The organism is Saccharothrix algeriensis (genome assembly GCF_016907655.1).
GTDB classification, from domain to species: domain Bacteria; phylum Actinomycetota; class Actinomycetes; order Mycobacteriales; family Pseudonocardiaceae; genus Actinosynnema; species Actinosynnema algeriense.
The window spans coordinates 1,600,605-1,626,753 of record NZ_JAFBCL010000001.1; the positions used below are offsets into that span (position 1 = coordinate 1,600,605).

Below are 26,149 nucleotides of genomic sequence, written 5' to 3' on the forward strand. Positions count from 1 at the left end.
CGGACGGGTGAGCCGGCGGGAGCGACGAAGGGTGGCCGCGCTGGGAGCGCGCTCATCGTCCGGCGTTTCGCTCTTCTCGTCGTGCGCCTGGTGCTCGTTGCCGATCGACGGCTCGGGCTGGGCGTCGTTCTGCCGGGCGCGCCGCCTTCTCGGCCACCTGCACCGACTCCGCGCGCGGCCGACGGGCGGAGCGGAGCGGGAGCCCGGCGAGCCGCGATGCGGGGAGCCGGTGCAACGTGAGCGGGCTGGGGCCGCGCGCCGCCGCAGGCGGCGCGCCTTGATCCCATAAAGCAGAATTCGTCAGTGCACGATGCGACCGTGAACGTGTGACGGGATCAGCGGGACGGCAGGGAGGCCCGGAAGGCGGCCAGCTCCTCTTCAAGCGGCTTGGCCGCGGGATCGCCCGGCAGGAGTTCGCGCAGCTTCTCCGACAGCTCGTCGGCCAGCATCGCCAGGTGCGTGACGGACCTGCGGTCGGCGTTGAACGCCTCGTGTGCCCAACTCGCCGATGCCTCGACGTCGCCGGACTCCAGCGCTGAGACGGCCAGGGTCAAGCGGGCCTCGCTGGCGCGCATCGGACTGCGTTCGGTGCCGTCGGGCTTCCTCGACAGCTTCAGCACCTCGTGCGCGTGCTCGGACGCCCGGTCGTTGTCCCCCACCAAGCGGTAGCAGTCCATCGCGTAGAAGTCCCACTTGGTCGGGTCGATCACGAAGTGGTTCTCGGGACGCAACGGGTGCTGATGCTGACCCAGGAGCCGGTACCCCTCGTCCAGGATCTTCTCCACTTCGGCGCGGTTGCCCATCCGGGCTTGCGCCTTGGCGGCCTGCGCGGAGAGCTGGACGACCACCGAAGAGTTGGGGGCCGCGTTGCTGCCGGCCTCGGTGTACTCGGCGACCGAGCGCAAGCGGTCCTGGGTCAGGGCGAACCACGCGCTCATCTCGAACGACCAGGCCACGATCTCCCCGTGCCCCGACTCGCGTCCGAGCTGGTACGCGGCGGTGCGTGCGCTCTCGGCGTGCCTCGGCAGCCCCAGGTCGTAGTCGACGCATCCGATCAACAGGGTGAGCCAACCGGCGTTGACCATGAGTTCGCGGTGTTCGTGCAATGTTGTCGGGCCGTTCAGGAGCTGGCCAACGTATTCGAGCTGCATTTGCGCGTCCCGCCGTAGATCGTCGGCGTTCCGCCACGCGTACTCGCAGCACAGCTCCTCGGTGATCACGGAGAGCTGGTCGATCGTCTCGTGCCCCACGTCGGTGCGGTGGATCTGCCGCATCAGGTCGCTGATCGCCCAGGGTGCCTTCTCCACCGGCACCCCACCGCTGCTGCTCGGACTGCTCGCCAGGTGGGCTTTGATCAGCGTTCCCCTGGCCTGCAAGAGCTGGTCCAGGCGCGCCACCGTGGCTTCGTCTGGTACGAACCGGCCGCTCTCCGCCCGGCTGACCTGGCTCTGGCTCCAGGCAGCGGCCTTCGCCAGCTCGGCCTGGCTGAGCCTCGCTGCCATGCGGAGGCGGCGTAGGGCGTCACCGAACGTCTCCACCGCTCACCTACCTCTGGATCATGCGTATGCGCATGTCATGCACGCATCGCGCATATCGTGTCCCTCACCCACCCTAGCGCCGATAGTTCAGATGACGGGTCATCCGACCTGTCGTCGCTATCCATGGGAGGTGGGATGGGAATGGACGTGGTCGTGCGCCCCCGGTTCGGGGACTCGGCGAAGGTCTCGGCGGACGATGCCGACCGGCCGCAGCTCGTTGTCGACGTCGGCAGCGGTTCCCTGGTGATCGAACTTGACGACGAGCCGGGGAGCGTCGAGTTGGCGGCCTGCTTCGCGGACGCCCTGGCGGATGCCGCGCTGGCCTTCGCCGCGCGCTGTCGAGAGCACATGGGGGGCAAGGCCGCGTCCGCGGGCTGAGCACATGTCCGGGCAAGGGGCTCACCGACGATCGGGGGAAGTTGTGCGCGAGGTGCCGACAGCCGGCCCATCCGGGCTGACCGAGGAGCAGTGGCGCGAAGTGGCGGACGGTGTCGAACGGCTCGCTCGGCGGGTAGAGGAGTTGGCTACCCGGTTGGACCTGGTCGAGAGCCGTCTACCTGGTCCAGGCGTCGTTCAACAGCGGTCAGCCGGTCCGACAGGTGGTCAACGGTCCGTTCGAGCTGGTGGAGCATCGTGATCACCTGGCTTCCGGACGCCGGCACCTCACCGGCCTCCGGCTTCCTCAGGACGAACACCCCCTTGCCCTGCCGTGCGACGACCAAGCCCTCCTTCGCGAGCAACTTGATGGACTCGCGGACCGTCATCACGGCGATGCCGTGGGACTCGGCGAGTTCGTTCATCGTCGGGAGCTGATCGCCCGGCTCGTACTTGCCTGCGTCGATCGCTCTGCGCAGTGCGTCCGCGAGCTGTTGAAGCCTGCTGCGGTGCGGTTGTTCCGCCCGTTGTTGGAGGTGGGGTCGTGACCGGCGCCAGTCACAGGATCGTCGGCGGGGTGGATGTGTCGTCGGTGATGGGTGCCCGGTTGGGTCGTGGGCCGGGTGTGCCGGCGGGGTACCGACCGGAGGCGTTGCGGTCGGTGGTGCTGGTGTTGCTGCGGGACTCGGACGGGCGGGTCGTGTTGGTCGACTTGCCCCGGAAGGCCGGTTGTGGGGAGCAGGCGGCCCGGTCGGTGTGCGGGGACTTGGCGGCGGTGGGGCACGTGACGGTCGGGACGGAGCTGGTCCACCGTTGGGCGCGTTCGGTGCGTCGCAAGGTCTACCGGCTCACGCCGGAGGGCAGGGAGTTCTACCGGCCGATGCTGGCGGTTGATCCGGACCCCGAACCGCGGGACGCGCTGGGCGGGTTGGACGTGTCGTCGGTGGTGGGTGCCCGGTTCGAGGCGGGGTTGGACCCGACGGGCAGGGGTTCCTACAGCCGGTGGGCGCTGGGGGCCATCGTGATGGTGTTCCTGCGGTCGCGGCACGGGGCTGAGCTGGTGGTCAAGACGGTGGGGCAGTTGGCGGGCCTGAACCAGGCGACCGCACGGATGGTGTGCCGGGATCTGCGGGCGGCGGGACATCTGGGTGTGCGTTTGGAGAACAACGGCGGCCACTGCACCACGTGGTACCGGTTGACGCCGGAGGGCGCGTGGTTCTACCGGTCGTTGCCGGAGGTGTGGCGGTGAACGCCTCGGCGGGGAAGGTCATCGGCGGGGTGGATCTGTCGTGGGTGATGGGCGCGCGGTTCCGGGTGGGCCTGGACCCTGGCAACGGCAGCTACGGAGCGGCGTCGTTCGCGGCGGTGGTGTCGGCGTTCCTGCGGGTTCCGGATCGGGAGCTGAGCGTCGCGGAGGCGGCTCGGCGGGCGCGGGTGGCCTCGGAGACGGTGCGGAAGGTGTGCCGGGACCTGGTCGCGGTCGGGCACATGGGCAACCGGATCGTGGGGGTCAATGCCGCCGGTGTCGCCTTGGCCAACGGCTACCGAAGGGCGACCCGGCGAGCGGGTTCACGGTGAAACGCCTGCCGATTTTCGCGCCCACCGCGCTGGCCGGACTCGCCGGGCGGATGCCCGACACCATCACCACCCGCGCCATCACCATCCACCTGCGCCGCCGTCGCCACGACGAGCAGGTGGAGCCATACCGGGAAGCGAAGGTCATCCGGCAGGTCGAACCGATCCGCGACGCGCTGAGCACCTGGGTGACCGGTATCGGGGAACGGCTGGTGGAGGCCGAACCGCCGATGCCGCCCGGGGTGGACGACCGACCGGCCGAAATCTGGGAACCGCTGCTGGCCATCGCGGACGAGGCGGGCGGGCACTGGCCGACCACCGCCCGCGCCGCGTGCACGCACTTCGTACTCAACCAGAAGATCACGCCATCGCTCGGCGTGCGGCTGCTGGCCGACCTGCGCTCGCTATTCACCACGGCGGGCACCGACCGGATGCACAGCGCCGACCTGGTGGCCCGGCTGCGCGCCATCGATGACGCGCCGTGGTCGGACCTGAACGGCAAACCGATCGACGCGCAACGGCTCGCCCGGGAATTGAGCGTCTACCAGGTCGCGCCGTTGACGTTCAAGCACGAGGGCACCAACGCCAAGGGCTACGTCACCTACCCGACCACCAGCCAGGTGGAACAGGTCGGGTTGGCCGACGCCTGGGCGCGCTACCTGCCGATGATCGACAACCGGACCGACGAGGGGGAACGGTGAACGACACCACGGTGGTCACCGAATTGACCAAGTACCTCTACCGGGTGCCCGAGGCCATGAAGTTGCTGTCGTTGAGCCGCAGCACCTTTTACGAGCAGATGCGCGCCGGGCGGATCAAGTTTGTCAAGCAGGGCAGCGCGACGCTGATCCCGGCGTCCGCGATCCGGGCCTACGTAGCGCTGTTGGAGCAGGAAGCGGGGGTGTCCTATGACGAAACGGCGTAGCCGCGGAGACGGCGGGCTGCACTGGGACGACAAGCGGCAACGGTGGATCGCCACCGCGACCATCGGCTACAACGCCAAGGGCAAGCGGATCACCCGCAAGGCCAGCGGCAGGACCAAGACCGAAGCTAAGGACAAGCTCAAGGAGATTCTGCGCGACCTTGACGACGGGTTGGCCATCACGCCGCACGGCTACACCGTCAAGGACGCCGTCACCACTTGGTTGGATTACGGACTCCGTGGACGCGATCCCGAGACGGTGAAGAACTACCGCTACCAGGCCGAAGGGCACATCATTCCGAACCTGGGGGCCCGGAAACTGCGCGAGCTGACCGCCGACGACGTGGACGAGTTCTTGGCCGAACTGTCGTTGGCGCTGTCCACGCGGACGTTGCGGCTGGTGTACTCGATCCTCAACCGGTCGGTGCGCATGGCTCAGGCCCGGGACAAGGTCAAGCGCAATGTCGTGCCGCTGTGCGAGGTGCCGACTGGGCAACCTGGCCGTCCGTCGAAAGCGCTCACGCTCGACCAGGTGGCCGCGGTGCTCGACGCGTCGGAGAACACGCCGATGCACGCCTACATCGTGCTGTCGCTGCTGATCGGCGCACGTACCGAGGAGTTGCGTGCGTTGACGTGGAAGCACGTGGACCTTGAGGGCAAGCCGAACGCCGATCCGATCGTCTTACCGTCCATCTCCGTGTGGCGGTCGGTACGCCAGGATGGCGACACCAAGACCCGCAAGTCACGGCGCACGCTGGCCATGCCAACGCGGTGCGTGGACGCGCTCAAGGCGCACCGCGTCTACCAGGACGCCCGGCGCGAACTCGCGGGCAAGCGATGGCAGGAACACGGACTGGTGTTCGCCTCACAGGTCGGTACCGAACTGGACTCGCACAACGTCCGGCGCGCGTTCCGGCGAGTGGTCAAGGCCGCTGGACTCAACCCGAAGGACTGGACACCTCGGGAGATGCGGCACAGCTTTGTGTCGGTACTGTCCGCATCCGGCATGCGGCTGGAGGACATTGCACGCCTGGTCGGACACAGCGGCACTGCGGTCACGGAAGCCATCTACCGGCACCAAATTGTGCCCGTGATGGTCGAAGGCGCGACCGCAATGGACCACATCTTCCCCAAAGCGAGTTAGCTCCGTTCGCCGCACACATGACTAGAAAACAAGTCAACTAAGACTATAACCAAAGCCGAGGCCCGCTGACTTCAATTGCCAGCGGGCCTCAGTATACTCAGACAGCAACAAGTCGTCCGCGAGAAACCTTGCCCGAATCCTGCTGTCGGATAATCTCGCTAAGGGTGGTCTCTTCAGTCCACCCCAACTCGGATAGGGTAGCCCACGGAGAGTCATCCCCCTCTACCGATCCCGTACCGAAGAACTGGGTTCGAATCATCTCAGACGAGGCGCTAATTACGACACACGCGGCGTCGTTCTTATCCAACTGCCGAACTATCCAACCCACAGTATCGGTCGGCTCTGCGCAGATAAACAAAGCCTCTCCGGTTGGCCGCCTTGGCACAGATAGTAAAGGGGTCAACTGGTCGGCGATATTCAGTGCAGCAGTAAGCTGCTGCCCGGCAGTCCATCTAGCATCGAATTTCGAATCACGAGCAATGCGAATCAGGAACTCATCGCCGCTCATTAGGACACGATGTTTCTGGAGATGAAGGAGGCGCGGATTTCCATCTGTAGCACCACCAAAAGCCAAGAGCTTATCTAGGTCCGCGACAAGCTCCTCATAGCTTTCTCTGCCACCGATCAACTCAGGGAGCTGTGGGCTGCTGATTCCCCAACCGAACTGGCCATAGTCGGTGAGCAAAACGTGCACCACACTCTCAGCCACGCCGCACCACCCTCCTCGCCTCGTCCAGTGTAAGGCCAGCCTGCCTCATCAGGACGTTGCGCACCTCGATCGGAGCAAGCTCCCGTGCGTCATGGAACGCCCAGCGGATGCGAGGTCTTCCCTCGGCGACCAACCAGACATGGCTGCCGTCTCGGGTGTCAGGGTCCTCCCTGTACCCCAGGGCGCGCTCCAACAGGCGGCGCATCTTCCTGGCCCCCATAGAGGGGAACCCTGGTACAGGGCTCACCAACACACTCCCTGAGGCTCAGATCACGTTACGTTGCGTAAGCATACGCATCCAATGGCGGACCACTGCACTCACCCTAGCGATAGCCAGACGCTTCCACGCCCCCGACACCCAGCCTGCAGCGGCGAAGTCGACATCACAGCTTGCTACCTCAGTCACTCAGTTAGTCACTCACCGCTGTGTGAGGCAACTACAAGATCAACGTGAAGATCGTCCCTCTGAACTGAAAAAGCCCGCTGACCAGGTGTTTTACCTGAATCAGCGGGCTCTTTCGGCCGTCGGGACGACAGGATTTGAACCTGCGACCCCTTGACCCCCAGTCAAGTGCGCTACCAAACTGCGCCACGTCCCGGCCGCATCCCGTTGTGGGGTGCGCGATCAGCTTAGCGCATCCGCCAACGGACCCCCGACGCGGCCCCCCGTGTTCGCCCGACAGGCGGCTGACCTGGGGTTTCGGCGGAGGCCCGTGCACCACGGGCCTCCGCTTCCCCTCGGTCGACTTGCCGCTCCCCCGAGCATCGACGCACTGTCACTATGCGTTCGCTCGGTCGTGGGCACTACCGCCTAAAGTTGAGTCGTCCGGGTCTACTTTCGACGGACCGGAGGGTAGGTCGGCTTCCAGTTCCCAGCTGCCGTCCGCCTTCGGGGTGGTCTTCAGCGTCCCCCCTACCAGGCGTATGCGCTCCGACAGGCCGTGCAGGCCCATCCCGCCCTGGTCGGCCGTCGACGGGTGCAGGGGGCGGCCGTTGACCACCGACACCTTCAGGCGCCCGTCGGCCTTCGTCAGGCTCACCCGGACCGCCGCGCCGGGCGCGTGCTTGGTGACGTTGGTGAGCGCTTCCTGGACCACGCGGAACGCCGCTCGGCTGATCGGCGGCGGCAGGTCCTTCACCCCGTCGTCCAAGCGGATGGCCAGGCCGGCGGCCCGGGCGCGGTCCACCAGTTGCGGGATGTCCTCGTGGCCCTGGGTGGGCTCGGTGTTGAGCAGGCCCAGGGCCGCCCTCATCTCCGCCAGCGCGTCCTTCGCCAGCGCCCGCAGCCGCCGGGCGGTGGCCTGCACCTCCGGGGAGTCGCTGGTCGCCGCCAGCGCCGCGGACTCCACCGCGATGAGCGTCGCGTGGTGCCCGACCGCGTCGTGGATCTCGCGCGCGATCCGCGCCCGCTCCGACGCCCGCGCGCCCGCCTCCCGCGCCTCCAGCTCCGCCTCCCGCGCCCGGGACGCCTCGGCCAGGCTCCCGGTGAGCTCCTGCCGCGTCGCGATCAGCGCGCCCAGCGCCGTCGGCGCGCCGGACATGAACACCGTGAACGAGTAGGTGAGCGCGATGGCGCCCACCGCCAGGTCCTGGGTCGCCACCACCATCGTCGCCGGGACCGCCGTGGTGACCGCCACCCACCCGATCATCACCCGCGGGGTGGAGGTGCGGCCCACCCGGTAGAGGGCCACGACCGCCGGTGGCCAGCCCAGGCCGCCGGCCAGCGCCGGGAGGCAGGCGACGACCGCGAGCCACGGCCACCAGCGGCGCACCGGGAGCAGCGCGCAGGCGACCAGGGCCGCGGGGATCGACCACGGGAACGGCCCGCCGTCGGCCAGGAGCACCATCGCGGCCGGGACGGCGACGGCCAGGACCTGGCGGGCGATCACCACGAGCCGCCCACCTGGTGGGCGACCAGGGCCGCCTGCACGCGGTTCTCCACGCCCAGCTTCGTCAGCACCGTGGACACGTAGCTCTTCACCGTCGCCTCGCTCAGGCCCAGGCCCGCGGCGATGGTGCTGTTCGACTGCCCGCTCGCGATCCGGGCCAGCACCTGCTTCTCGCGCGCGCTGAGCGCGCCCAGCTGCGGGTTGTGCCGGAACCGGCCGGCGGCGCGCAGCTTGGGCAGCAGGCGGGCGGTGATCCTCGGGTCGAGCACCGCGCCGCCGGCGGCCAGGTCGACCACGGCGCGGACCAGCGCCTCGGGCTCCGCGTCCTTGAGCAGGAAGCCCTGCGCGCCCAGCTCCAGGGCCGTGGCCACGTAGTCGTCCAGGTCGAAGGTCGTCAGCACCGCCACGGCGGGCGGGTCGGTCCACGCCAGCAGCGCGCGCAGCGCCGACAGCCCGTCCATCCCCGGCATCTGGACGTCGACCAGCGCCACGTCCGGGCGGTGGCGGCGCACGGCCTCCAGCAGCGCCGCGCCGTCCGCGGCCTCGGCGACGACGCGCACCCTGCCGTCGGCTTCCAGCAGCACCCGCAGCCCCCGCCGCAGCAGCGCCTCGTCGTCCGCGAGGACCAATCGCACCGGCACCACGTCAGGCAACCGCATTCCGCCTGCCGGGGCAACCGATCACTTCTTCGGGCGCTTCTCCCGCACCCGGACCGAGATCCGCACCGGGCTGCCCTCGAAGCCGAACTCCTCGCGCAGCCTGCGCTCGACGAACCGCCGGTAGCCCGCCTCCAGGAAACCGGTCGTGAACAGCACGAACGTCGGCGGCCTGGTGCCCGCCTGGGTCGCGAACAGCACCTTGGGCTGCTTGCCGCCGCGCACCGGCGGCGGGGTGGCCTGGATCAGGTCGTTGAGCCACGAGTTCAGCCGCCCGGTGGGCACGCGGGTGTCCCACGAGGTCAGCGCGGTGCGCAGGGCCGGCGCCAGCTTGCGCACGGCGCGCCCGGTCAGCGCGGAGATGTTCACCCGCTCGGCCCACGGCACGCGCACCAGGCCGCGCTCCAGCTCCCGCACCATGGCGTTGCGCCGGTCCTCGTCGACCAGGTCCCACTTGTTGAACGCCAGCACGCAGGCCCGCCCCGACTCGACGACCATCGTCAGCACCCTGAGGTCCTGCTCGCTGATCGGCTCGGACGCGTCCAACAGCACGATCGCCACCTCGGCGGACTCGATCGCGGCCTTGGTGCGCAGCGACGCGTAGTACTCCGCGCCGGAGGCGAAGTTCACCCGCTTGCGCAGGCCGGCGGTGTCCACGAACCGCCACAGCTCGTCGTCCAGCTCCACCAGCGAGTCGACCGGGTCGACGGTGGTGCCCGCCACCGAGTCGACCACCGAGCGCTCCTCGCCGGTCAGCCGGTTGAGCAGCGAGGACTTGCCCACGTTGGGCCGGCCCACCAGCGCGACGCGGCGCGGGCCGCCGGCCGGGGCGCCGAACGTGTCGCGGGGCGTCTCGGGCAGCGCGCCCAGGATCCGGTCCAGCAGGTCGCCGGACCCGCGCCCGTGCAGGCCGCTGACCGGGATCGGCTCGCCCAGGCCCAGCGACCACAGCATCGCGACCTCGCCCATCAGCCGCTCGTCGTCGACCTTGTTGGCCACCAGCAGCACGGGCCGCTTGGAGCGCCGCAGCACCTTCACGGCGGCCTCGTCGGTGGTGGTGGCGCCGACCGTGGCGTCGACCACGAACAGGATCGCGTCGGCGGTGGACATCGCCAGCTCGGCCTGCGCCGCGACGGCGGCCATCATGCCGGTCGCGTCGGGCTCCCAGCCGCCGGTGTCGACGACGGTGAACTTGCGGCCGTTCCACAGCGCGTCGTAGGCGACCCGGTCGCGGGTCACGCCCGGCACGTCCTGCACGACCGCCTCCCGGCGGCCGATGATGCGGTTGACCAGCGTCGACTTGCCCACGTTCGGGCGGCCGACGACGGCCAGCACCGGCTGCGGGACGCCCGCGCCCCCCTCGTCACCGACCTCGTCGCCGTCGAACGCGGTCCAGTCGGACTCGTCCGCCCAGGTGCCGTCCAAGTCCGTCATCGTGCTTCTCCACTCGCGCTTCGCTTGCTGTCCAGCTCGGCCACCAGCGTGGCCAAGCGATCGCGGACCTGCTCGGTGGCCTTCTCCAGCGCCGCCCGGCCCTTCTCGGCCGGCAGCTCGAACGGCTCGCCCACCAGCACGTCCACCACGGGCCGGAACCGGCGCCCGGAACCGGGGGGCCGCAGGGTGCCCCGGCACGCGACCGGCACCACCGCGGCGCCGGTCGTGCGGGCCAGCCACGCCGCGCCCTGCTGGGCCTGCGCCACGTCGCCGGCGCCGCGCGTGCCCTCGGGGAACACGCCGACGACCCCGCCGGCGCGCAGCACCCCCTGGGCCGCGACCAGCGGCGCCCGGTCGGGCGCGCCGCGCCGCACGGCGAGTTGGCCGATCCGCCGCAGGCCCCAGCCCGCGGGACCGCGGAACATCTCCTGCTTGATCAGGAACACCACGCGGCGGGGCAGGACGCCGAACAGGATGGGCCCGTCCACCATCGAGCTGTGGTTGGCGACCACCACGACCGGGCCGTGCGCCGGCACCCTCGACCGGCCCGACACGCGCACCCGGAACGCCCACGCGAACGGCCCGCGGCCGATCCACCGGCCGAGGTCGTGCAGCCGGGGCCACGCGCCGGGTGGCAGCTGACCGCTCACCCACCCACCGCCACGACGCGCAGCCCGCGCCGCTCCACCAGGTCCACCAGCGCCGCCAGCACGCCCTTGAGGTCCAGCGACGTGGTGTCCAGCTCGACGGCGTCCGCGGCGGGCCGCAGCGGCGACACCGCCCGCGTCGAGTCGTAGGCGTCCCGCCGCCGCACGTCCGCCAGCGTCGCGTCCACCGTGGACGCACGGCCGGAGGCGCTGTCCTGCCGGGCGCGCCGCTGCGCGCGGGCCTGCGCGTCGGCGGTCAGGTAGACCTTCAGCCCGGCGTCGGGCGCGACGACCGTGCCGATGTCGCGGCCCTCCACCACGATCCCGCCCGCCTCCGCCAGCGCGGCGGCGATGATCGCGCGCTGCCGCGCCACGAGCAGCTCCCGCACCTGCGGCACGGCCGACACCGGCGACACCGCGAGGGTCACCTCGGGGCCGCGGATCTCCGCGCCGACGTCGGCGCCGTCCAGCACCGTGGTCGAGCGCTCCGGGTCGTCGCCCTGCTCCAGCGCCGCGGCGCGGGCGACCTCGGCGACGCGCTCGGCGTCCTCCGGGTCGACGCCCGCCCGCAGCACGGCCAGCGCGATCGCGCGGTACATCGCGCCGGTGTCCAGGTAGCGCGCGCCCAGCGCGGCCGCCAGCCGGCGCGCGGCGGAGGACTTGCCGGTGCCCGACGGCCCGTCCAGGGCCACCACACCGCGCAGCTCACCGTGTCCCACCGGGGTTTCCTCCTCAACGCGACGGTCCGCGACCTGGACGCCTCCGGGGCGCCGCCCGGGCGTCGACCCCACCATTGTGCCCGGTGCGGCCCGTCACACCGGCGGCAGGGCGCGCGGGGATCAGTCCAGGTCGGCCAGCAGGAGACCGCTGCGCGGCTTGGGCGTGAAGTAGGTGCTCTTGCGCGGCATCCGGCCACCCGCCGCGTGCACGGCCAGCACGTCGGCCACCGGGACCGGCGCGATCAGCAGCAGGGCGTCGGCGTCCAGCGGCACGCCGCCGGTCACCGGGCGCACGTGCGGGCTCTCCGGGTCCAGCCCCAGCGCCCGCTCCAGCAGGTGCGACTCGACGAAGGCGTGGTCGACGCCGGCCGAGGGCAGCTCCACCCGCAGCGCCCGCGCGCCGGAGACCGCCACCACCGCGCCGGGCGACGGGCGCGCCGACGCGTCGGCCTCGGCCACCCGCAACCCGAGGCCGCGCCACGCCGAGGCCAGCGCGTCCAGCCCCAGGCCGGTGCCGACCAGGGCGCGGTGGATGGGCCCGACCCGCAGGTCCGGCCCGGCGGCGACCAGGGCGAGCAGGCCGGTGAGCCCGGCCGCCGCGGCCGCCGCGACCCGGTGGTTGCCGTCGGCGACCATCAGCGGGTGCGCGCCGGCGGCGGCCAGCAGGGCGTCCTGCCGGCAGCCGGGCCCGACCAGCCACAGCCAGTGCCGCCGCCCGCCCGGGTCGACCACCGACACGGCGGGCTCCTCGGCGACCTCGGCCACCAGCCGGGTCAGCTCGGACGGCCCGGCGACGCCCCGGCCGGGCCGCCGGGCCGGCCACCCGGAGGTGTCCTCGGGCACCGGTACCAGCAGCGCGGCGCTGGTCGCGCAGCCCAGGCCGGACAGCACGCGGGCGCGCTCGGCCACCACGTCCGGGTAGACGTCCTCGGTGTGCCCGACGGCCGCCGGGTCGACCATGCACAGCAGCCCGTACGCCGTGCCGTCCGGGCCGTCCACCCGGTAGGGCGCGACGACGTCGGTGACCTGGCGGTAGGCCGTGCGGCACAGGTAGGCCAGCTCGGCGCGCGCGGCCGGCAGCGCGTCGAGCAGGCCCAGCCCGGCGGCCAGCGCCGAGGGGGTGCGGTGCGGGTGCTGCACCGCCAGCAGGGTGCCGTTGCGCGTGGCGGCCAGCGCCTCCACCACGCGCTCGGGCTCGGCGAACTCGTCCACGTCAGGTCCCGGCACGCGGTCCCGGACCACCCAACCGCTGCGCACCGCCCGTACCCGATCAGTCATGGCTATTACTATCCGGACCCATGAACGTCGAGGTCACGCCTTTGCCCGGAATCGGCACCCGCCAGGACTTCATGATCCGCGCGGGCCGCCGCATCGGGGTCATCACCTACCGCGACGGCAAGTTCGAGCTGATCGTGTCGCGCAAGGACGACCCCGACGACTGCTCGGCCTCCGTGGCGCTCACCCCGGCCGAGGCCGGCACGCTGGCCGGGCTGCTGGGCGCGCCGCAGCTGGTCGCGCACCTGGACGAGCAGCACCGCGACGTGGCGGGCATCTCGACCAGGCAGTTCCCGATCGTCCCCGGCTCCCGGTTCGACGGCCGCACGCTGGGCGAGACCGAGCTGCGCACCCGCACCGGCGCGTCCATCGTGGCCGTGGTGCGCGCCGGCTCGGTGCACCCGTCGCCGCGCCCGGACTTCCCGTTCGAGGGCGGCGACCTGGTGGTCGTGGTCGGCACGGCCGAGGGCCTGGCCAAGACGACAGACGTCCTGGACGGTTGAGCCCTTGCACGACACCGCGATCGCCCTGATCCAGCTCGGCGCCGTCTTCTTCGGCCTCGGCCTGCTCGGCAAGATGGCCTGGCGGATCGGCATCTCCCCCATCCCCCTGTACCTGATCGGCGGCCTGGCCTTCGGGCAGGGCGGCCTGGTCCCCCTGCACGGCATCGAGGGCTTCTCCCACATCGCCAGCGAGATCGGCGTCATCCTGCTGCTGCTCCTGCTCGGCCTGGAGTACTCGGCCGCCGAGCTGATGACCGGGCTGAAGCGGTCCTGGACCGCCGGCCTGGTCGACATCGTGCTCAACGCCGCGCCGGGCGCGATCGCCGCGCTCGTCCTGGGCTGGGGCCCGGTGGGCGCGCTGGCGATGGCCGGCGTCACCTACATCTCCTCGTCCGGGATCATCGCCAAGGTGCTGGGCGACCTGGGCCGGCTGGGCAACCGGGAGACCCCGGTGGTGCTGTCCGTGCTGGTCTTCGAGGACCTGGCGATGGCCGTCTACCTGCCCATCCTGACCGCCGTGCTGGCGGGCGTGAGCTTCCTGGGCGGGCTGAGCGCGGTCGGCATCTCGCTGGCCGCCATCACCGTCGTGCTGGTCGTGGCGCTGAAGTTCGGCCGGTACGTGTCGGCCGTGGTGGACAGCCCCGACCCCGAGGTGTTCCTGCTCAAGCTGCTCGGCGCGGCGCTGCTGGTGGCCGGCCTGGCCTCGCAGCTGCAGGTGTCGGCGGCGGTGGGCGCGTTCCTGCTCGGCATCGCGATCTCCGGCTCGACCGCGGAGAACGCGACGCGGATGCTGGAACCGCTGCGCGACCTGTTCGCGGCGATGTTCTTCGTCGTGTTCGGGCTCAACACCGATCCCGCGTCCATCCCCCCCGTGCTGGCGCTGGCGGTCGCGCTCGCGGTGGTCACCACGCTGACCAAGGTCGCCACCGGCTGGTGGGCGGCCAAGCGCCAGGGGATCGGGAAGCTGGGCCGGGCGCGGGCGGGCGCGGCGCTGGTGGCGCGCGGCGAGTTCTCCATCGTCATCGCGAGCCTCACCGTGGCCTCCGGCGCGGTGGACGGGGAGCTGGCGGCCCTGGCCACGGCCTACGTGCTGCTGATGGCGGTGCTCGGCCCGGTGGCCGCGCGCGTCGTCGAACCGCTGGCGAAATCGGTCCGCGGGCGTTCGGCGGAGGCCGCCGCGGTCTGATTCGGGGTTCCTCGCGGACCCGCTTCCCGGGCTCGGCGGAAAAGCCGCTTTCGGCCCCTTGTAGGGGGGTGACCGGCAGGGCTACACCTGATTTCCGCCTTGCCCGAGAAGGGGGCCGCCATGCCCGACCAGAGCGAGACGACGACCGGCCGCTACCTGGTGCTCCTGGAGGGCGGCTCGGTCGCCGCCGGCGCCCGGGAGATGAGCCGCGTGGCCGGGATCACCGCGACCGCGACCGTCGAGTCGGTCACCGCCGGGCAGTGGGGCGCCTCCGACGGCGTCATCTTCCACGACCTCGGCATCGCCCTGGTCGACGCCGACCCGGACCAGGCGGGCGCCCTGGCGCGGGCCGTCGACCGGCCCGGCCCCATCGCCGTGGTGGAGCCGGAGCGGGTCGTGCGGGCGATCGCCGCACCCGCCCCGGAGGACACCGGGGCGGGCGGTTCCGCGGTGGTCGACGAGAGCGCGTTCACCTGGGGCCTGCAGGCCGTGGGCGCGCCGCTGAGCACGGCGTCCGGCGCGGGCGTCCGGATCGCCGTGCTGGACACCGGGTTCACCACCGACCACCCGGACTTCGCCGGCCGGACGGTGCTGACCCACTCGTTCGTCGAGGGCGAGACGGCGGAGGACGCGCACGGCCACGGCACGCACTGCGCCGGCTCCGCCGCGGGACCGCGCGAACCCGCGTCCGGCGGCCCCGGCTACGGCGTGGCCCACGAGGCCGAGCTGTACGCGGGCAAGGTGCTGGCGAACTCGGGCCTCGGCGCGGACGGCGGCATCCTCGCCGGCATCGCCTGGGCGGTCGCCAACGGCTGCGCGGTCGTGTCGATGTCGCTGGGCGCGGCGGTGCGGCCGGGCACGCCGCACTCGCAGGTCTTCGAGCAGGCCGCGCAGCGCGCGCTGGCCAGGAACACGCTGATCGTGGCGGCGGCGGGCAACGAGAGCAGGCGCCCCGACGTGGTCGCGCCGGTCGGCCACCCGGCCAACTGCCCGTCGATCCTGTCCGTCGGCGCGATCGACGAGCGGCGGGCCACCGCGCCGTTCTCCTGCGGGTCGGTGGACACCACCGGCCAGGTCGACGTGGCCGGGCCCGGTGTCAACGTGTACTCCAGCTGGAACGGCCGGACCCCCGGGACCAGGCACAAGCGCACCCAGGGCACCAGCATGGCGACCCCGCACGTGGCGGGCGTCGCGGCGCTGCTGGCCCAGCGGCACGGCGCGCGCGGCTGGGAGCTGTGGGCCCGGCTGATGCAGTCCGGCCACCGGCTGGGCCTGCCGTCCACCGACGTCGGGGCGGGCCTGGTGCAAGCCTGCCCCTGACCGGCCGCGACGGGTCCGACGGGCGGGGCGCGGGAGGTGGTTTGGGCCGGCGAGCGGGGGTAACCGTTCGGTGAGCCGAATCACCCCCTCCGAGGAGGTCGAACGATGAATGCCCTGCTCGCCGTGCAGACGGCGCAGGCCCAAGGCATCGGTGAGGCCGCCGGTGACGCCTTGCGGTCAGTGGTGACCTTCCTGCCGAAGCTCGTCGGGTTCCTCGTCGTGCTGCTCATCGGGTGGATCGTCGCCCGACTGCTGCGCACCGCCGTGCACAAGGTGCTCGAACGGGTGCACTTCGACCGCGCCGTGCAGCGCGGGGGCATCGGCGACGCGATGGCGCGCTCGAAGTTCGACGCCTCCGGGCTGGTCGCGCAGATCGTCTACTACGGCATCCTGCTGATCGCGCTGCAGATCGCGTTCGGCCTGTTCGGGTCCAACCCGGTCAGCAACCTGCTGACCGAGATCGTGGCCTGGCTGCCCCGCGCGATCGTCGCCATCGTGATCATCGTGGTCGCCGCCGCCATCGCCCGCGCCGTGCGCGACCTCGCGAGCCGCGCGCTGGGCAGCCTGTCCTACGGCCGCACGATCGCGAACGTGGCGTCCTGGTTCATCATCGGCCTGGGCGTGATCGCCGCGCTGAACCAGATCGGCGTCGCCACCGCGGTCACCCTGCCCATCCTGATCACCATCCTGGCCACCGTCGGCGGCATCGCCGTCGTGGGCGTCGGCGGCGGCCTGGTCAAGCCCATGCAGCAGCGCTGGGAGGGCTGGCTGACCCGCGCCGAGAACGAGGTGCCGCAGGCCAGGGCCCAGGCCGAGGCGTACCAGCGGGGTCGCGAGGACGTGCGGCGCACGCAGGAGGCCCCGACGCAGCACGTGCGCCCCGTCGGCGAGACGCCGGCGCACGCCGCCACCATGCCAACCCCGCCGGTCGGGAACCCGGTTCAGCCCCAACCGAACCCCGGCCAACGCCCGCCGCAGTGAGGCGGTCGTAACGGGGGGAGGCGGTGGCGCCCGGCGCCGCCGCCTCCCCCCTCCGGCGCGTCAGGACTCCAGCGCGTACTCGTCCTCGTCGGCGCCGCGCGCCAGCGAGCACACCGCCGCCAGCCGCAGCGTCGTCCAGTCCGCGCGCGGCCAGTCCACCAGCGGCGGCGGGCTCCAGCCGTGCGCCCTCGCCTCGTCCAGCACGCCCCTGGCGTAGCCCGCCAGGAGGATCTCCGCCGCTGCCGCCGGCGCGCCGTGCGCGAGGATGTCGCGCACCGCCGCCGAGTGCTGGTCCACCGCCGCGAGCACCCCCACGGGCAGTGCCGCCGCGATTCCGATTTCGCCACCGAGCCGGTCCAGGAACCGGCGGGCGGACATGTCCCGCCATCCGCTCACAAGGCCGACACCCTACGCTGTGCGGGGCAACCGACCCAGCATCGAACAGTTGTTCTATGATCCCGCCGGGTCGGGCCGGACGCGCAGAGAGGACCAGAACGTGCAGGCGGACACGCTCGTGGAGCAGCAGGACCAGGTGGACGCCGAGGCGCCCGCCGCACCCGTGCCGGCGGAGGACGGGCCCGCCACCGCGCAGCAGGAGGACGAACCTGCCGCGCCCCGGCAGGAGGAGCCGGCGCCCGCCCAGCCGGCGGCCAAGCCCGCGAAGACCCGGGCGCCCAAGAGCACGGCCAAGAAGACCCGCACGGTCGAGCTGACGCTGACCGTCACCGGCACCGCCGACGGCGAGTGGCAGGCCGACCTGGTGCACGGCACCAAGCGGGTCGTGCAGGGCCTGGCGATCTCCGCCGCCGCCGTGTCGAAGGCGGCCAAGGAGCTGCACGAGGACATCGCCGGCGGCATCGACGAGGTCATCGAGGCCGCCCGGTCCCAGCACCGCACCCGCATGGAGGAGCTGGAGGCCGAGCTGGCCAAGGTCAAGGCCGCGCTCGCCGAGCTGAGCGAGTGACCGGACCGGCCGGCCGGGTCGTCGGCCGGTCGTCGCGCTGAGCGGGTGATCCGGGCGGGGCCGCCACCCGCGCGGGGGTGGCCCCGCCCGGTGGTCCCACCCGGCGCCACCGCGCAGGCCCCCCGACGAAGGACTCCCGCGAAGGACTCCCGCGGGGGAGCCCGGCGGGGTCACCGCGAGGGGTCCAGCACCAGCTTCCCGGTCGTCCGGCGCGACCGCAGGTCCTCGTGCGCCCGGCGGACCTCCGACAGCCCGTACTCGCCGCCCGGCACCGCCCGCAGCTCCCCCGCCTCCACCAGCTCGAACAGCTCCGCCACGGCCCGGTGCACGACCCGTCCGGGCAGGCCGAACGCGTGCGGCAGCCACATGCCGGCGATGGCCGCGGAACGCCCGAGCAGCTCACCCGGGTCGACCGGCGTCGGCCGCTCCCGGCTGGCCATCCCGTAGAAGGCCAGCCGCCCGAACGGGGCCAGCGCGGCCAGGCTCTGGTCGGTCACCGCGCCGCCGGTCATGTCCAGCACCACGTCGACCCGCCGCCCGCCGTTGGCCTCGCGCAGGGTTTCGGTCATGTCGCCGGCGGTCGAGTCCACGGCGACGTCCGCGCCCAGCTCCAGCGCCAGCCGCCGCTTCGCCTCGCTGCTGGCGGTGGCGATGACCCGGCCCGCGCCCCACCTCTTGGCCAGCTGCACGGCGATCGACCCGACCCCGCCCGCGGCGGCGTGGACGACCACGCTCTCCCCCGGCTCCAGGTGGGTGCTGCGGCGCAGCAGCAGCCACGCGCTGACCCCCTGCACGACCATGCTCAGCGCGGTCAGGTCGTCCACGCCGTCGGGCACGTCGAAGGCGGTGCCCTCGGGGACCACCGCCTTCTGCGCGTACCCGCCGGAGTTCACCAGGGCGACGACCCGGCGGCCCTGCGGCGTGCGGCCGACGACCTCGCCGCCGGGCACCATGGGCAGCCGCATCCGCGCCAGGTAGGAGTTCTCCGCCTGGTGCGTGTCGGCGTAGTTCAGGCCCGCCCGGCTGACCTCCACGAGCAGTTCACCCGGACCGGGCGCCGGGTCGGGCAGCTCGACCTCGGTCAGCACCTCGGGTCCGCCGAATTCGGTGATCTGGATGGCGCGCAAGGGTGTCCAGCCTTCCTGGGACGGGTCGGGCGGCGCCCCGCGCCCGCCGTCGCCGGTGCGCGGGCCGGGCAGGTCGGGCAACCGGAGCGGTCCGCCGGGCCGACCGGCCTGGACGTACCAGCATTCACCGGTTCCGCCGGCGCGCAACACGGCGGGGCCGGCAGCCGCGGCCCGCGAGCCGCCGGGCGACGCCCGCGCCGATCCCGCCCCCGCCGCCGGCGACCAGGGCGACCCGCTCCGAACCCCACGCGCGCATCCCGACCGGTCGGTACGCTGATCGTGCCGGGTGGTGGCGTCGAGCACGGCGGCACCGGTAGGTTCTCCGGCGCTCGCTCACAGCGCTTGTCCACCGGACTCGTTCACAGCGCTTGTTCACCGGACCTGTTCGCAGGGCTTGCTCAAGGAGGATCTCGTGGCCGGGACGGACGCACGGGTGGCCATCGTCACGGGCGCCGCGCGCGGCATCGGCGCGGCGGTGGCGGCGCGACTGGCGCGCGACGGGCTCGCCGTGGCCCTGCTGGACCTGCAGGAGAGCGGCTGCGCGGCCGGGGTGGAGCGGATCACCGCCGCCGGCGGGCGCGCGATCGCGGTGGGCGCGGACGTCAGCGACCGTGCGGCGGTCGACGCGGCCGTCGAGCGGGTGGCCGACGAGCTGGGCGCGCCGACCGTGCTGGTGAACAACGCGGGCATCCTGCGCGACAACCTGCTGTTCAAGATGACCGACGACGACTGGGACGCGGTGATGGGCGTGCACCTGCGCGGCGCGTTCCTGATGAGCCGGGCGGTGCAGGTCTTCCAGACCAAGGCCGGCTGGGGCCGCATCGTCAACCTGTCCAGCACCAGCGCCCTGGGCAACCGCGGGCAGGCCAACTACTCGGCGGCCAAGGCGGGCCTGCAGGGGTTCACCAAGACCCTCGCGATCGAGCTGGGCAAGTTCGGCGTCACGGTCAACGCCATCGCGCCGGGCCTCGTCGCCACCGACATGACCGCCGCGACGGCCGCCCGGCTGGGCATCGACTTCGAGGACTTCAAGAAGGGCGCGGCGGCCGCGATCCCGGTCGGCCGCGTCGGCGTCCCCGAGGACATCGCGCACGCCGCGTCGTTCTTCGTCAGCGAGGGCGCGGGCTTCGTGTCCGGCCAGGTCCTCTACGTCGCCGGCGGGCCGAAGGACTGACCGTGCGGGTCTTCGCCGACCTCGACGAGTTCGCGGCCGCCCGGGGCGAGCACCTGGGGCACGGCGGCTGGCACGAGGTCACCCAGGAGCAGGTCGACCTGTTCGCCGACGCCACCGGCGACCACCAGTGGATCCACGTGGACCCGGTGAAGGCCGCGGCGGGCCCGTTTGGGGCGCCGGTGGCCCACGGCTACCTGACCCTGTCGCTGATCCCCTCGCTGGTGCGGGACGCCTACACCGTGCGGGGCCTGCGGATGGGCGTGAACTACGGCCTGAACAGGGTCCGCTTCCCCAGCCCGGTGGTCGTGGGCTCGCGGGTGCGGGCGGGCGCGGAACTGCTGTCGGTCACCGACCTGCCGCCCGGGAAGCAGGCCGTGGTGAAGGTGACCGTGGAGATCGAGGGCGAGCCGAAACCGGGCTGCGTGGCCGAAACGGTCGTGCTCCTGGTGCCCTGACCGTCCACAAGCGACGGTGGTCCCCGTCAGGGGCGCAGCGAGCCGAGCAGCAGGTCCGCGTAGTGGCGGGCGACCTGCTCGGCCGACAGCTCGCCCGAGGCGTGGTACCAGGCGCCGAGGTGGTGCACCGCGCCGAAGAAGTTGTGCACGACGAGGTCCGCCGGCACGTCCGCCCGGAACACGCCCGCGGCCTGCCCCTCCTCCACCAGCGACCGGAACCGCTCGTGGTAGCGGCGGCGCTCGGCGCGCATCGCCCGCCGCCGGTCCTCGGCCAGCCGGTCGGCCGACCGGAAGTACACCTTGGCCTGGTCGAAGTTCTCCACCGAGGTCACCACGACGTCCAGCGCGGCGGCGTGCAGCCGCTCGGCCACCGGGGCCGGGCCGGCGGCGACGCGCTCCAGCCGCTCGGTCTGCACCCGCAGCAGGCTGCCGTAGATCTCGTGCAGCAGGTCGTCCTTGGACCCGAAGTAGTGGTACATCGCGCCCTTGGTGACGCCGGCCAGGTCGACGACCTCCTGCACCGCGACCCGGTCGAAGCCCTTGTCGGCGAACAGCCTGGTGGCCGCCTCGATCAGCCGCTCCGGCACGGTGCCCATGCGCAGCAGCATAAACGCCACCGGACCGGGACGAGCCGGTCAGCTCCCGACGGTCGCGCCGCCGTCCACCACGAAGGTCGCGCCGGTGGTGTAGCCGCCCGCGGGCGACGCGAGGAACACCACGGCCGCCGCCAGCTCCTCGGGGTCGCCCACGCGCCCCATGGGCAGCCGGGCGACGTGCGCGTCCAGGTAGCCCTCCGGGTACTGGTCGGTCATCTCCGAGGCGAAGTAGCCGGGCGCGATCGCGTTGACCCGGATGCCCTTGCGGCCGGTCCACTGCTGCGCGAGGTCCCGCGTCAGGCCGAGCAGGCCGGCCTTCGACGCGGAGTACGCGGCCTGCGGCAGGCCGCCGGACACGAGGCCGAGCACGCTGGAGATGTTGACGATCGAACCGCCGTCGGCCATCACCGCCGCGGCGGCCTGCGCCATCAGGAACGCGCCGGTGAGGTTGACGTCCACCACGCCGCGGAACTGCTCGGGCGCCTCGCGGGAGGCCGGCACGGCCGACGCGACACCGGCGTTGTTCACCAGCACGCCGACGGGGCCGAACTCCGCGGCGGCCCGCGCCACCTCGCGGCAGTCCTCGGGCCGCGCCACGTCCGCGCGCACCACCAGCGCCCGGCGGCCCGCCCGCTCCACGAGCGCCGCGGTGTCGGCCAGCCGGTCGGCGCGGCGCGCCGCGAGCACGACGTCCGCGCCCGCCTCGGCCAGGCCCTTGGCGAAGGCCACGCCGAGGCCGGAGGACGCCCCGGTGACGATCGCGACCCGCCCGTCGAGCCGGAACTTGTCGAGGATTCCCATGGTCGGCCTGCCCCTCCCGGTTCCCGTGCGCCCTCGTGCCGGCGCCTGCTCGTGCCGGCGCCGCCCGATCGTGCCGGCGCCGGCTCGACCACGTCGGCGACGCTCACCGTACTAAGCGGTTGCTCGGCCCCGGGCGCGCGCTCGGCCGGCGTCGGGCCGGCGGCCCGCTCTCGCGCCGGAGGGCCTCCCGGGCTGACCCGGGAGGCCCTCCGGCGCGCGGTCGCCGGGCCCGGTCGCGGTCCCGTCGGCGGACCCCTGTCGGCGGGCCCCCGCCGGCGAGCCCGGTCTGCGGACCCCGGGTCAGCCGGTCCCGGTCAGCGGGCCTGCCTCTTGCCCCAGAACCCCGCCACCAGGCTCACCCCGATGGCCGCGAGCACCACCTGCACGATGACCTCGATCCAGTCGATGCCCGGCGTGTCCTCGACCCCGAGTGCCCGGGCGATGAAGGTGCCCAGGAAAGCCGCCACGATGCCGACCACGATCGTCAGCCAGACGGGGATGTTCTGCTTGCCCGGCGCCACGAGCCGGCCGAGGAACCCGATGACGAGACCCACGATCAGAGCGCTGATCAGACCGCCGATGCCCACGATGCCTCCTGCGGTGTAGTCGCCTTCGAAGAAGTCCCCGACCTCGCCGAGGGCCTCGCCGACAATCATCCCACCGAACCCGCCGACCGCAGCCCCGGCGACGGGCCCGCCGGCGCGGTCCCCCCGCCGCGGCGACCTCGTGGTGGTCGCCCGACAAGCCGTGTCAGCGGGAAGATCGCCGCCCCGCGACCTGGTCCATCCACTGGTGCAGCACCGCCGCCCAGTCCGTGCGGATCACCTCATCGTGCGACATCGCGAAGTGCCCGAACGTGTCGCCGCCCTGCCGGAACAACCCGCCCCGGCGGTCCGCCTCCAGCACCACGTGGAGGTGGTGCGGGTCGGCGACGAAGGTCAGCTCGACCTGGCTGACCCTGCCGTGGAACTGCTGCGGCGGCAGGAACTCGATCTCCTGGTAGAACGGCAGCTGCTGCGGCACGCCGTGGACGCGGCCCTGCTCCGAGTCGGCGCGGGTGAAGCGGAAGCCCAGCGCGCCGAACGCGTTGAGCACGTGCTCCTGGGAGCGGATCGGGTGCACGGCGACCGGGTCGAGGTCGCCGGGGTCGATCGCGCCGCGGACCTCCAGCTCGGTGCGCAGGCCCATCGTCATGCCGTGCAGGTGGGCGCCGTGCACGACGGTCAGCGGCGTCTCCAGCGGCACGGGGAACCGGAAGGGCAGCGCCAGCTGCCGGCCGGGGTGGACCTGGACCTGCCGCCCGACGACGACCCGGGCGAACTCGACGTTGCGGTTGTACTCGTTGTCCCCGCTCTCCACCTCGACCCGCGTGACGAGCGACAGCTTGACCTGGTCGATGTCGGCGGCGGTGTCGCCGCCGGCGATGCGCACCTCACCGGTCAGCAGCTCGCCGGGGCGGACGTTCGGGTTGGCCAGGACGGTGTCCACCGAGGGACCGCCGACCCCGAACGCGCGCAACATCCTCTTCAACACCACGGTGGTCCTCCTGAACGGCTCGTGCTCGCACACCGGCACGTGATTCGCCCCGAGGACGCCTCACGTTCCAGAGACGTCCGATCGGGGGCGTCGGTTCCACCCGGGGGCGGACTCCCGGCACGAGCTGCCCGGGTGAGGAGGCGCGCACGGCGGGTGCGGACCCCCTCGCGAGCGGCGGCCGTCAGCGCCGCCGGACCAGCTTGACCAGGCCCTTGAAAGTCTCCTCCAGGCCGGAGGAGAAGGGGTTGTCGTTGACCAGGTAGGTCCAGGTCGTGTTCGGCCGCTGCACACCGGCCTCCGCCAGGTGCGCGCCCTCCTCGTCGATCTCGACCTTCGCGAAGGTCTCCTCCGCCTCGTCCCACGCGTCGGGCACGATCTTGCGGTACGCCGGGATCGCCTCGCGGTGGAACTCGTCCAGCGGGTTCTGCCTCGCCAGCGCCCTGAGGTGGATGCCCTCGCGCAGGTCGGTCAGGAACGTCAGGTGGTCGCTCCACCGCTGGTCCAGGTGGTGCAGGACGATCAGCCGGGCCGCCCTCACCAGGATCTCCGACGGGAGGTCGGCCAGCTCCGCCGCCCGCTCCGGCAGGCGCCCGGACAGCTCCCGCCACGCCTCGTCGGTCAGCAGCAGCTTGTCCCGGTACTCCAGCAGCAGGGTGCGCTGGTGCTCGATGAGCTTGTTGTACCGCCACGTGTTGCGGTGGATCTCCAGCTGCACGCCCTCGGCCACGCGCTGCGCGTGCTCGACCGTGTGCAGCGTGCCGGCGTCGGTCACGCGGCCGTCGTCGTCGACCTCGGCGGGCTCGTCGTGGTCGGGCACGTACTGCGCCACCAGGTCGTCCTGCAGCGACGAGAAGAACACCGAGCCGCCCGGGTCGCCCTGGCGGCCGGCCCGGCCGCGCAGCTGGTCGTCCAGCCGGGACGAGGAGTGCCGCCCGGTGCCGATGACGTAGAGGCCGCCCAGCTCGGCGATGCGCTCGCGGTCGGTGGAGTCGTGGCCGCCCAGGCGGATGTCGGTGCCGCGGCCCGCCATCTGGGTGGAGACGGTGATCCGCCCGTGCGACCCGGCGTCGGCGATGATGGCCGCCTCCTCCGCGTCGTTCTTCGCGTTGAGCACGACGCACTCCAGGCCCGCTTCGCCGAGCTTGCGGGACAGCCGCTCGGACTCGGCGACGTCCAGGGTGCCGACCAGGATGGGCCGCCCGGTGCGGTGGACCTGCTCGATCTCCGCGACGACGGCGGCTTCCTTCAGCTCCAGCGTCGTGTAGAGGCGGGGCGCCTCGTCCTCGCGGACGCACTCCACGTTGGACGGGATGACCAGCACTTCCAGCTGGTAGAAGTCGCGCAGCTGCTCGGCGACGGCCACCGCGGTGCCGGTCATGCCGCACACCGTCGGGTAGCGGCTGAGCAGGGCCTGGACGGTGATCGAGTCGAGCACCTCGCCGGAGTCGGTGGTCTGCACGGCCTCCTTGGCCTCGACCGCCGCCTGGAGGCCGTCCGGCCAGCGCTGGAGCTTCGCGATGCGGCCGCGGGTGTCGTTGATCAGGTGCACCTTGCCGTCGCGGACGATGTAGTCGACGTCGCGGTGCAGCAGGACCTGCGCGTGCAGGGCCACGTTGACCTTGCTCAGCGTGGTGGAGACGTGCTCGTCGGAGTACAGGTCGATGCCGCCCAGGGCGCGTTCGACCAGCTCGGAGCCGGCCCCGGTGAGGTAGACGTTGCGCTCCTCGTCGTCGACCTCGAAGTGCAGGTCCCGGCGCAGCCGCTTGACCAGGTCGGCCAGGGCCGGGTCGACGGCGGGGCCCGCGGTGGAGCCGGCCAGGACCAGCGGCACGCGGGCCTCGTCCACCAGGACCGAGTCGGCCTCGTCCACCAGGGCGACGCGCGGGGACGGCACGACGCGGTCGGCCTCGTCCACGGCGAGCCGGTCGCGCAGGACGTCGAACCCGATCTCGGACACCGACGCGTAGGTGACCTCGGCCTCGTAGGCGGCACGGCGCTCGTCGGGCTTGCTGCTCTGGCTGAGCCAGCCGACGGACACGCCGAGCAGCTCGTACAGCGGGCCCATCCACTCCGCGTCGCGCTGGGCCAGGTAGTCGTTGACCGACACCACGTGGACGTGGTCGCCGCGCAGCGCGAAGCCGGCGGCGGCGATGGCGCCGGACAGCGTCTTGCCCTCGCCGGTGGCCATCTCGACGACGTGGCCCTCCAGCAGCCCGAGCGCGCCCAGGACCTGCACGTCGAACGGCCGCAGGCCCAGCGCCCGGTCGGCGGCCTCGCGGCCGAGGGCGCAGACCTCCACCAGCTCGGCGCGCCCGAACTCGGACCTCTCCCGCAGGGCGACCGCCGCCTCGGTGAGCTGCGCGTCGCTGAGCGCGCCCACGCGGTCCGCCTGCTCGTTGACCTCGGCGAGCAGCGAGCGGTACGGCGTGAGGTCGGCCGAGCCGGGCTTCTGTGCGAACCGGCGCAGCCGCTGCTTGAACCGTCCCAGGAGAGTGGTCACGGCACGGCAACGTACGGCACGCACCCAACGTTCCGCACGTCACCCGGTTGACTTTTCACGTTCGGCGGGCCGGTGGCGGCCCCGGCCGGGGGCGGGCCGGGCGCGGTCCCGGCCCGCGGGCGG

Annotated in this window: 29 protein-coding genes, 1 tRNA gene and 1 pseudogene; 13 read left to right on the plus strand and 18 right to left on the minus strand. The window is 72.6% G+C overall.

Annotation, left to right across the window (positions count from 1 at the left end):
* Positions 1-335 precede the first annotated feature (335 nt).
* Positions 336-1,538, minus strand: a complete 1,203-nt coding sequence (locus JOE68_RS06835) for a helix-turn-helix domain-containing protein (protein ID WP_204841492.1) — start codon at positions 1,536-1,538, stop codon at positions 336-338.
* A gap of 141 nt (positions 1,539-1,679) precedes the next feature.
* Here JOE68_RS06835 and JOE68_RS06840 point away from each other — a divergent pair, with 141 nt between their 5' ends.
* Positions 1,680-1,916 (plus strand): hypothetical protein, encoded by a 237-nt coding sequence (locus tag JOE68_RS06840; RefSeq protein ID WP_204841493.1) that lies wholly within the window; start codon positions 1,680-1,682, stop codon positions 1,914-1,916.
* A 146-nt stretch (positions 1,917-2,062) separates the two neighbouring features.
* Here the strand turns inward: JOE68_RS06840 and JOE68_RS06845 are convergent.
* A pseudogene (locus tag JOE68_RS06845) lies at positions 2,063-2,398 on the minus strand (winged helix-turn-helix domain-containing protein); the annotation flags it as partial.
* 59 nt (positions 2,399-2,457) lie between these two features.
* Between JOE68_RS06845 and JOE68_RS06850 the strand changes: the two are divergent.
* The 5 genes from JOE68_RS06850 to JOE68_RS06870 are packed head-to-tail and all read left to right on the plus strand — an operon-like array spanning position 2,458 to position 5,554.
* Positions 2,458-3,162 (plus strand): hypothetical protein, encoded by a 705-nt coding sequence (locus JOE68_RS06850; protein WP_204841494.1) that lies wholly within the window; start codon positions 2,458-2,460, stop codon positions 3,160-3,162.
* Positions 3,159-3,491 (plus strand): hypothetical protein, encoded by a 333-nt coding sequence (locus JOE68_RS06855; protein ID WP_204841495.1) that lies wholly within the window; start codon positions 3,159-3,161, stop codon positions 3,489-3,491. Before JOE68_RS06850 ends, JOE68_RS06855 begins: the two co-directional genes overlap by 4 nt.
* Entirely contained in the window at positions 3,488-4,189 is a 702-nt protein-coding gene (locus JOE68_RS06860; protein WP_307819557.1) for a DUF3631 domain-containing protein, read from the plus strand. The genes JOE68_RS06855 and JOE68_RS06860 overlap by 4 nt, the downstream gene beginning before the upstream one ends.
* Positions 4,186-4,413: a helix-turn-helix domain-containing protein gene (locus JOE68_RS06865; protein WP_307819558.1), complete on the plus strand. Its 228-nt coding sequence runs from the start codon at positions 4,186-4,188 to the stop codon at positions 4,411-4,413. The genes JOE68_RS06860 and JOE68_RS06865 overlap by 4 nt, the downstream gene beginning before the upstream one ends.
* Entirely contained in the window at positions 4,397-5,554 is a 1,158-nt protein-coding gene (locus JOE68_RS06870) for a site-specific integrase (RefSeq protein WP_204841496.1), read from the plus strand. The genes JOE68_RS06865 and JOE68_RS06870 overlap by 17 nt, the downstream gene beginning before the upstream one ends.
* 97 nt (positions 5,555-5,651) lie before the next feature.
* On the opposite strand, the gene JOE68_RS06875 is transcribed toward JOE68_RS06870, so the two are convergent.
* From JOE68_RS06875 to JOE68_RS06915, 9 genes are all read right to left on the minus strand, one after another.
* Positions 5,652-6,263 (minus strand): hypothetical protein, encoded by a 612-nt coding sequence (locus JOE68_RS06875; protein ID WP_204841497.1) that lies wholly within the window; start codon positions 6,261-6,263, stop codon positions 5,652-5,654.
* A complete protein-coding gene (locus tag JOE68_RS32410; protein WP_204841498.1) occupies positions 6,256-6,483 on the minus strand; it encodes a type II toxin-antitoxin system HicA family toxin in 228 nt (75 codons plus the stop codon). Before JOE68_RS32410 ends, JOE68_RS06875 begins: the two co-directional genes overlap by 8 nt.
* Positions 6,484-6,788: 305 nt before the next feature.
* Positions 6,789-6,862 (minus strand) — tRNA-Pro (locus tag JOE68_RS06885).
* 180 nt (positions 6,863-7,042) lie between these two features.
* Positions 7,043-8,155: a sensor histidine kinase gene (locus tag JOE68_RS06890; RefSeq protein WP_307819559.1), complete on the minus strand. Its 1,113-nt coding sequence runs from the start codon at positions 8,153-8,155 to the stop codon at positions 7,043-7,045.
* Positions 8,149-8,811, minus strand: coding sequence for a response regulator (locus tag JOE68_RS06895; protein WP_204841499.1), 663 nt, complete (start codon positions 8,809-8,811; stop codon positions 8,149-8,151). The genes JOE68_RS06890 and JOE68_RS06895 overlap by 7 nt, the downstream gene beginning before the upstream one ends.
* A gap of 21 nt (positions 8,812-8,832) precedes the next feature.
* On the minus strand, positions 8,833-10,242 hold the full coding sequence (der, locus tag JOE68_RS06900) for a ribosome biogenesis GTPase Der (protein ID WP_204841500.1): 1,410 nt from the start codon (positions 10,240-10,242) through the stop codon (positions 8,833-8,835).
* Complete coding sequence (locus JOE68_RS06905; RefSeq protein WP_204841501.1) at positions 10,239-10,892, minus strand: lysophospholipid acyltransferase family protein; 654 nt, start codon at positions 10,890-10,892, stop codon at positions 10,239-10,241. The genes der and JOE68_RS06905 overlap by 4 nt, the downstream gene beginning before the upstream one ends.
* Positions 10,889-11,608 carry a (d)CMP kinase gene (gene cmk, locus JOE68_RS06910; RefSeq protein WP_204841502.1) on the minus strand — a complete coding sequence of 240 codons (720 nt, stop codon included), beginning with the start codon at positions 11,606-11,608 and terminating at the stop codon, positions 10,889-10,891. Before cmk ends, JOE68_RS06905 begins: the two co-directional genes overlap by 4 nt.
* Positions 11,609-11,728: 120 nt before the next feature.
* Positions 11,729-12,886, minus strand: coding sequence for a DUF1015 family protein (locus JOE68_RS06915; protein ID WP_204841503.1), 1,158 nt, complete (start codon positions 12,884-12,886; stop codon positions 11,729-11,731).
* A 20-nt stretch (positions 12,887-12,906) separates the two neighbouring features.
* Between JOE68_RS06915 and JOE68_RS06920 the strand changes: the two genes are divergently transcribed.
* From JOE68_RS06920 to JOE68_RS06935, 4 genes are all read left to right on the plus strand, one after another.
* Positions 12,907-13,386, plus strand: a complete 480-nt coding sequence (locus tag JOE68_RS06920; protein ID WP_204841504.1) for a cation:proton antiporter regulatory subunit — start codon at positions 12,907-12,909, stop codon at positions 13,384-13,386.
* A 4-nt stretch (positions 13,387-13,390) separates the two neighbouring features.
* The gene (locus JOE68_RS06925) at positions 13,391-14,572 is read left to right on the plus strand and encodes a cation:proton antiporter (protein ID WP_204841505.1); all 1,182 of its coding nucleotides are present in this window, start codon (positions 13,391-13,393) and stop codon (positions 14,570-14,572) included.
* A gap of 120 nt (positions 14,573-14,692) precedes the next feature.
* Complete coding sequence (locus JOE68_RS06930; protein WP_204841506.1) at positions 14,693-15,892, plus strand: S8 family serine peptidase; 1,200 nt, start codon at positions 14,693-14,695, stop codon at positions 15,890-15,892.
* A gap of 105 nt (positions 15,893-15,997) precedes the next feature.
* Positions 15,998-16,873, plus strand: coding sequence for a mechanosensitive ion channel family protein (locus JOE68_RS06935; RefSeq protein WP_204841507.1), 876 nt, complete (start codon positions 15,998-16,000; stop codon positions 16,871-16,873).
* A 60-nt stretch (positions 16,874-16,933) separates the two neighbouring features.
* Here JOE68_RS06935 and JOE68_RS06940 read toward each other — a convergent pair whose 3' ends face one another.
* Positions 16,934-17,269: a DUF6401 family natural product biosynthesis protein gene (locus JOE68_RS06940; protein ID WP_307819560.1), complete on the minus strand. Its 336-nt coding sequence runs from the start codon at positions 17,267-17,269 to the stop codon at positions 16,934-16,936.
* Between the two features lie 49 nt (positions 17,270-17,318).
* Between JOE68_RS06940 and JOE68_RS06945 the strand changes: the two genes are divergently transcribed.
* Entirely contained in the window at positions 17,319-17,837 is a 519-nt protein-coding gene (locus tag JOE68_RS06945) for a DUF6319 family protein (RefSeq protein WP_239562159.1), read from the plus strand.
* 170 nt (positions 17,838-18,007) lie between these two features.
* Here the strand turns inward: JOE68_RS06945 and JOE68_RS06950 are convergent, their stop codons facing one another.
* Complete coding sequence (locus JOE68_RS06950) at positions 18,008-18,964, minus strand: quinone oxidoreductase family protein (protein ID WP_204841509.1); 957 nt, start codon at positions 18,962-18,964, stop codon at positions 18,008-18,010.
* A gap of 412 nt (positions 18,965-19,376) precedes the next feature.
* Between JOE68_RS06950 and JOE68_RS06955 the strand changes: the two genes are divergently transcribed.
* Both JOE68_RS06955 and JOE68_RS06960 read left to right on the plus strand, forming a co-directional pair.
* The gene (locus JOE68_RS06955) at positions 19,377-20,138 is read left to right on the plus strand and encodes an SDR family oxidoreductase (protein ID WP_204841510.1); all 762 of its coding nucleotides are present in this window, start codon (positions 19,377-19,379) and stop codon (positions 20,136-20,138) included.
* A gap of 2 nt (positions 20,139-20,140) precedes the next feature.
* On the plus strand, positions 20,141-20,593 hold the full coding sequence (locus JOE68_RS06960; RefSeq protein WP_204841511.1) for a MaoC family dehydratase: 453 nt from the start codon (positions 20,141-20,143) through the stop codon (positions 20,591-20,593).
* Positions 20,594-20,619: 26 nt separating this feature from the next.
* On the opposite strand, the gene JOE68_RS06965 is transcribed toward JOE68_RS06960, so the two are convergent.
* The 5 genes from JOE68_RS06965 to secA2 all read right to left on the minus strand — a co-directional run bounded on the left by JOE68_RS06965 (position 20,620) and on the right by secA2 (position 26,026).
* A complete protein-coding gene (locus JOE68_RS06965) occupies positions 20,620-21,189 on the minus strand; it encodes a TetR/AcrR family transcriptional regulator (RefSeq protein ID WP_204841512.1) in 570 nt (189 codons plus the stop codon).
* A 39-nt stretch (positions 21,190-21,228) separates the two neighbouring features.
* Entirely contained in the window at positions 21,229-21,990 is a 762-nt protein-coding gene (locus JOE68_RS06970; protein ID WP_204841513.1) for an SDR family NAD(P)-dependent oxidoreductase, read from the minus strand.
* A 314-nt stretch (positions 21,991-22,304) separates the two neighbouring features.
* Positions 22,305-22,577: a GlsB/YeaQ/YmgE family stress response membrane protein gene (locus JOE68_RS06975; protein WP_204845965.1), complete on the minus strand. Its 273-nt coding sequence runs from the start codon at positions 22,575-22,577 to the stop codon at positions 22,305-22,307.
* Between the two features lie 163 nt (positions 22,578-22,740).
* Positions 22,741-23,526 (minus strand): sporulation protein, encoded by a 786-nt coding sequence (locus JOE68_RS06980; RefSeq protein ID WP_204841514.1) that lies wholly within the window; start codon positions 23,524-23,526, stop codon positions 22,741-22,743.
* 181 nt (positions 23,527-23,707) lie between these two features.
* Positions 23,708-26,026, minus strand: a complete 2,319-nt coding sequence (gene secA2 / locus JOE68_RS06985) for an accessory Sec system translocase SecA2 (RefSeq protein ID WP_204841515.1) — start codon at positions 26,024-26,026, stop codon at positions 23,708-23,710.
* Between the last annotated feature and the right edge of the window lie 123 nt (positions 26,027-26,149).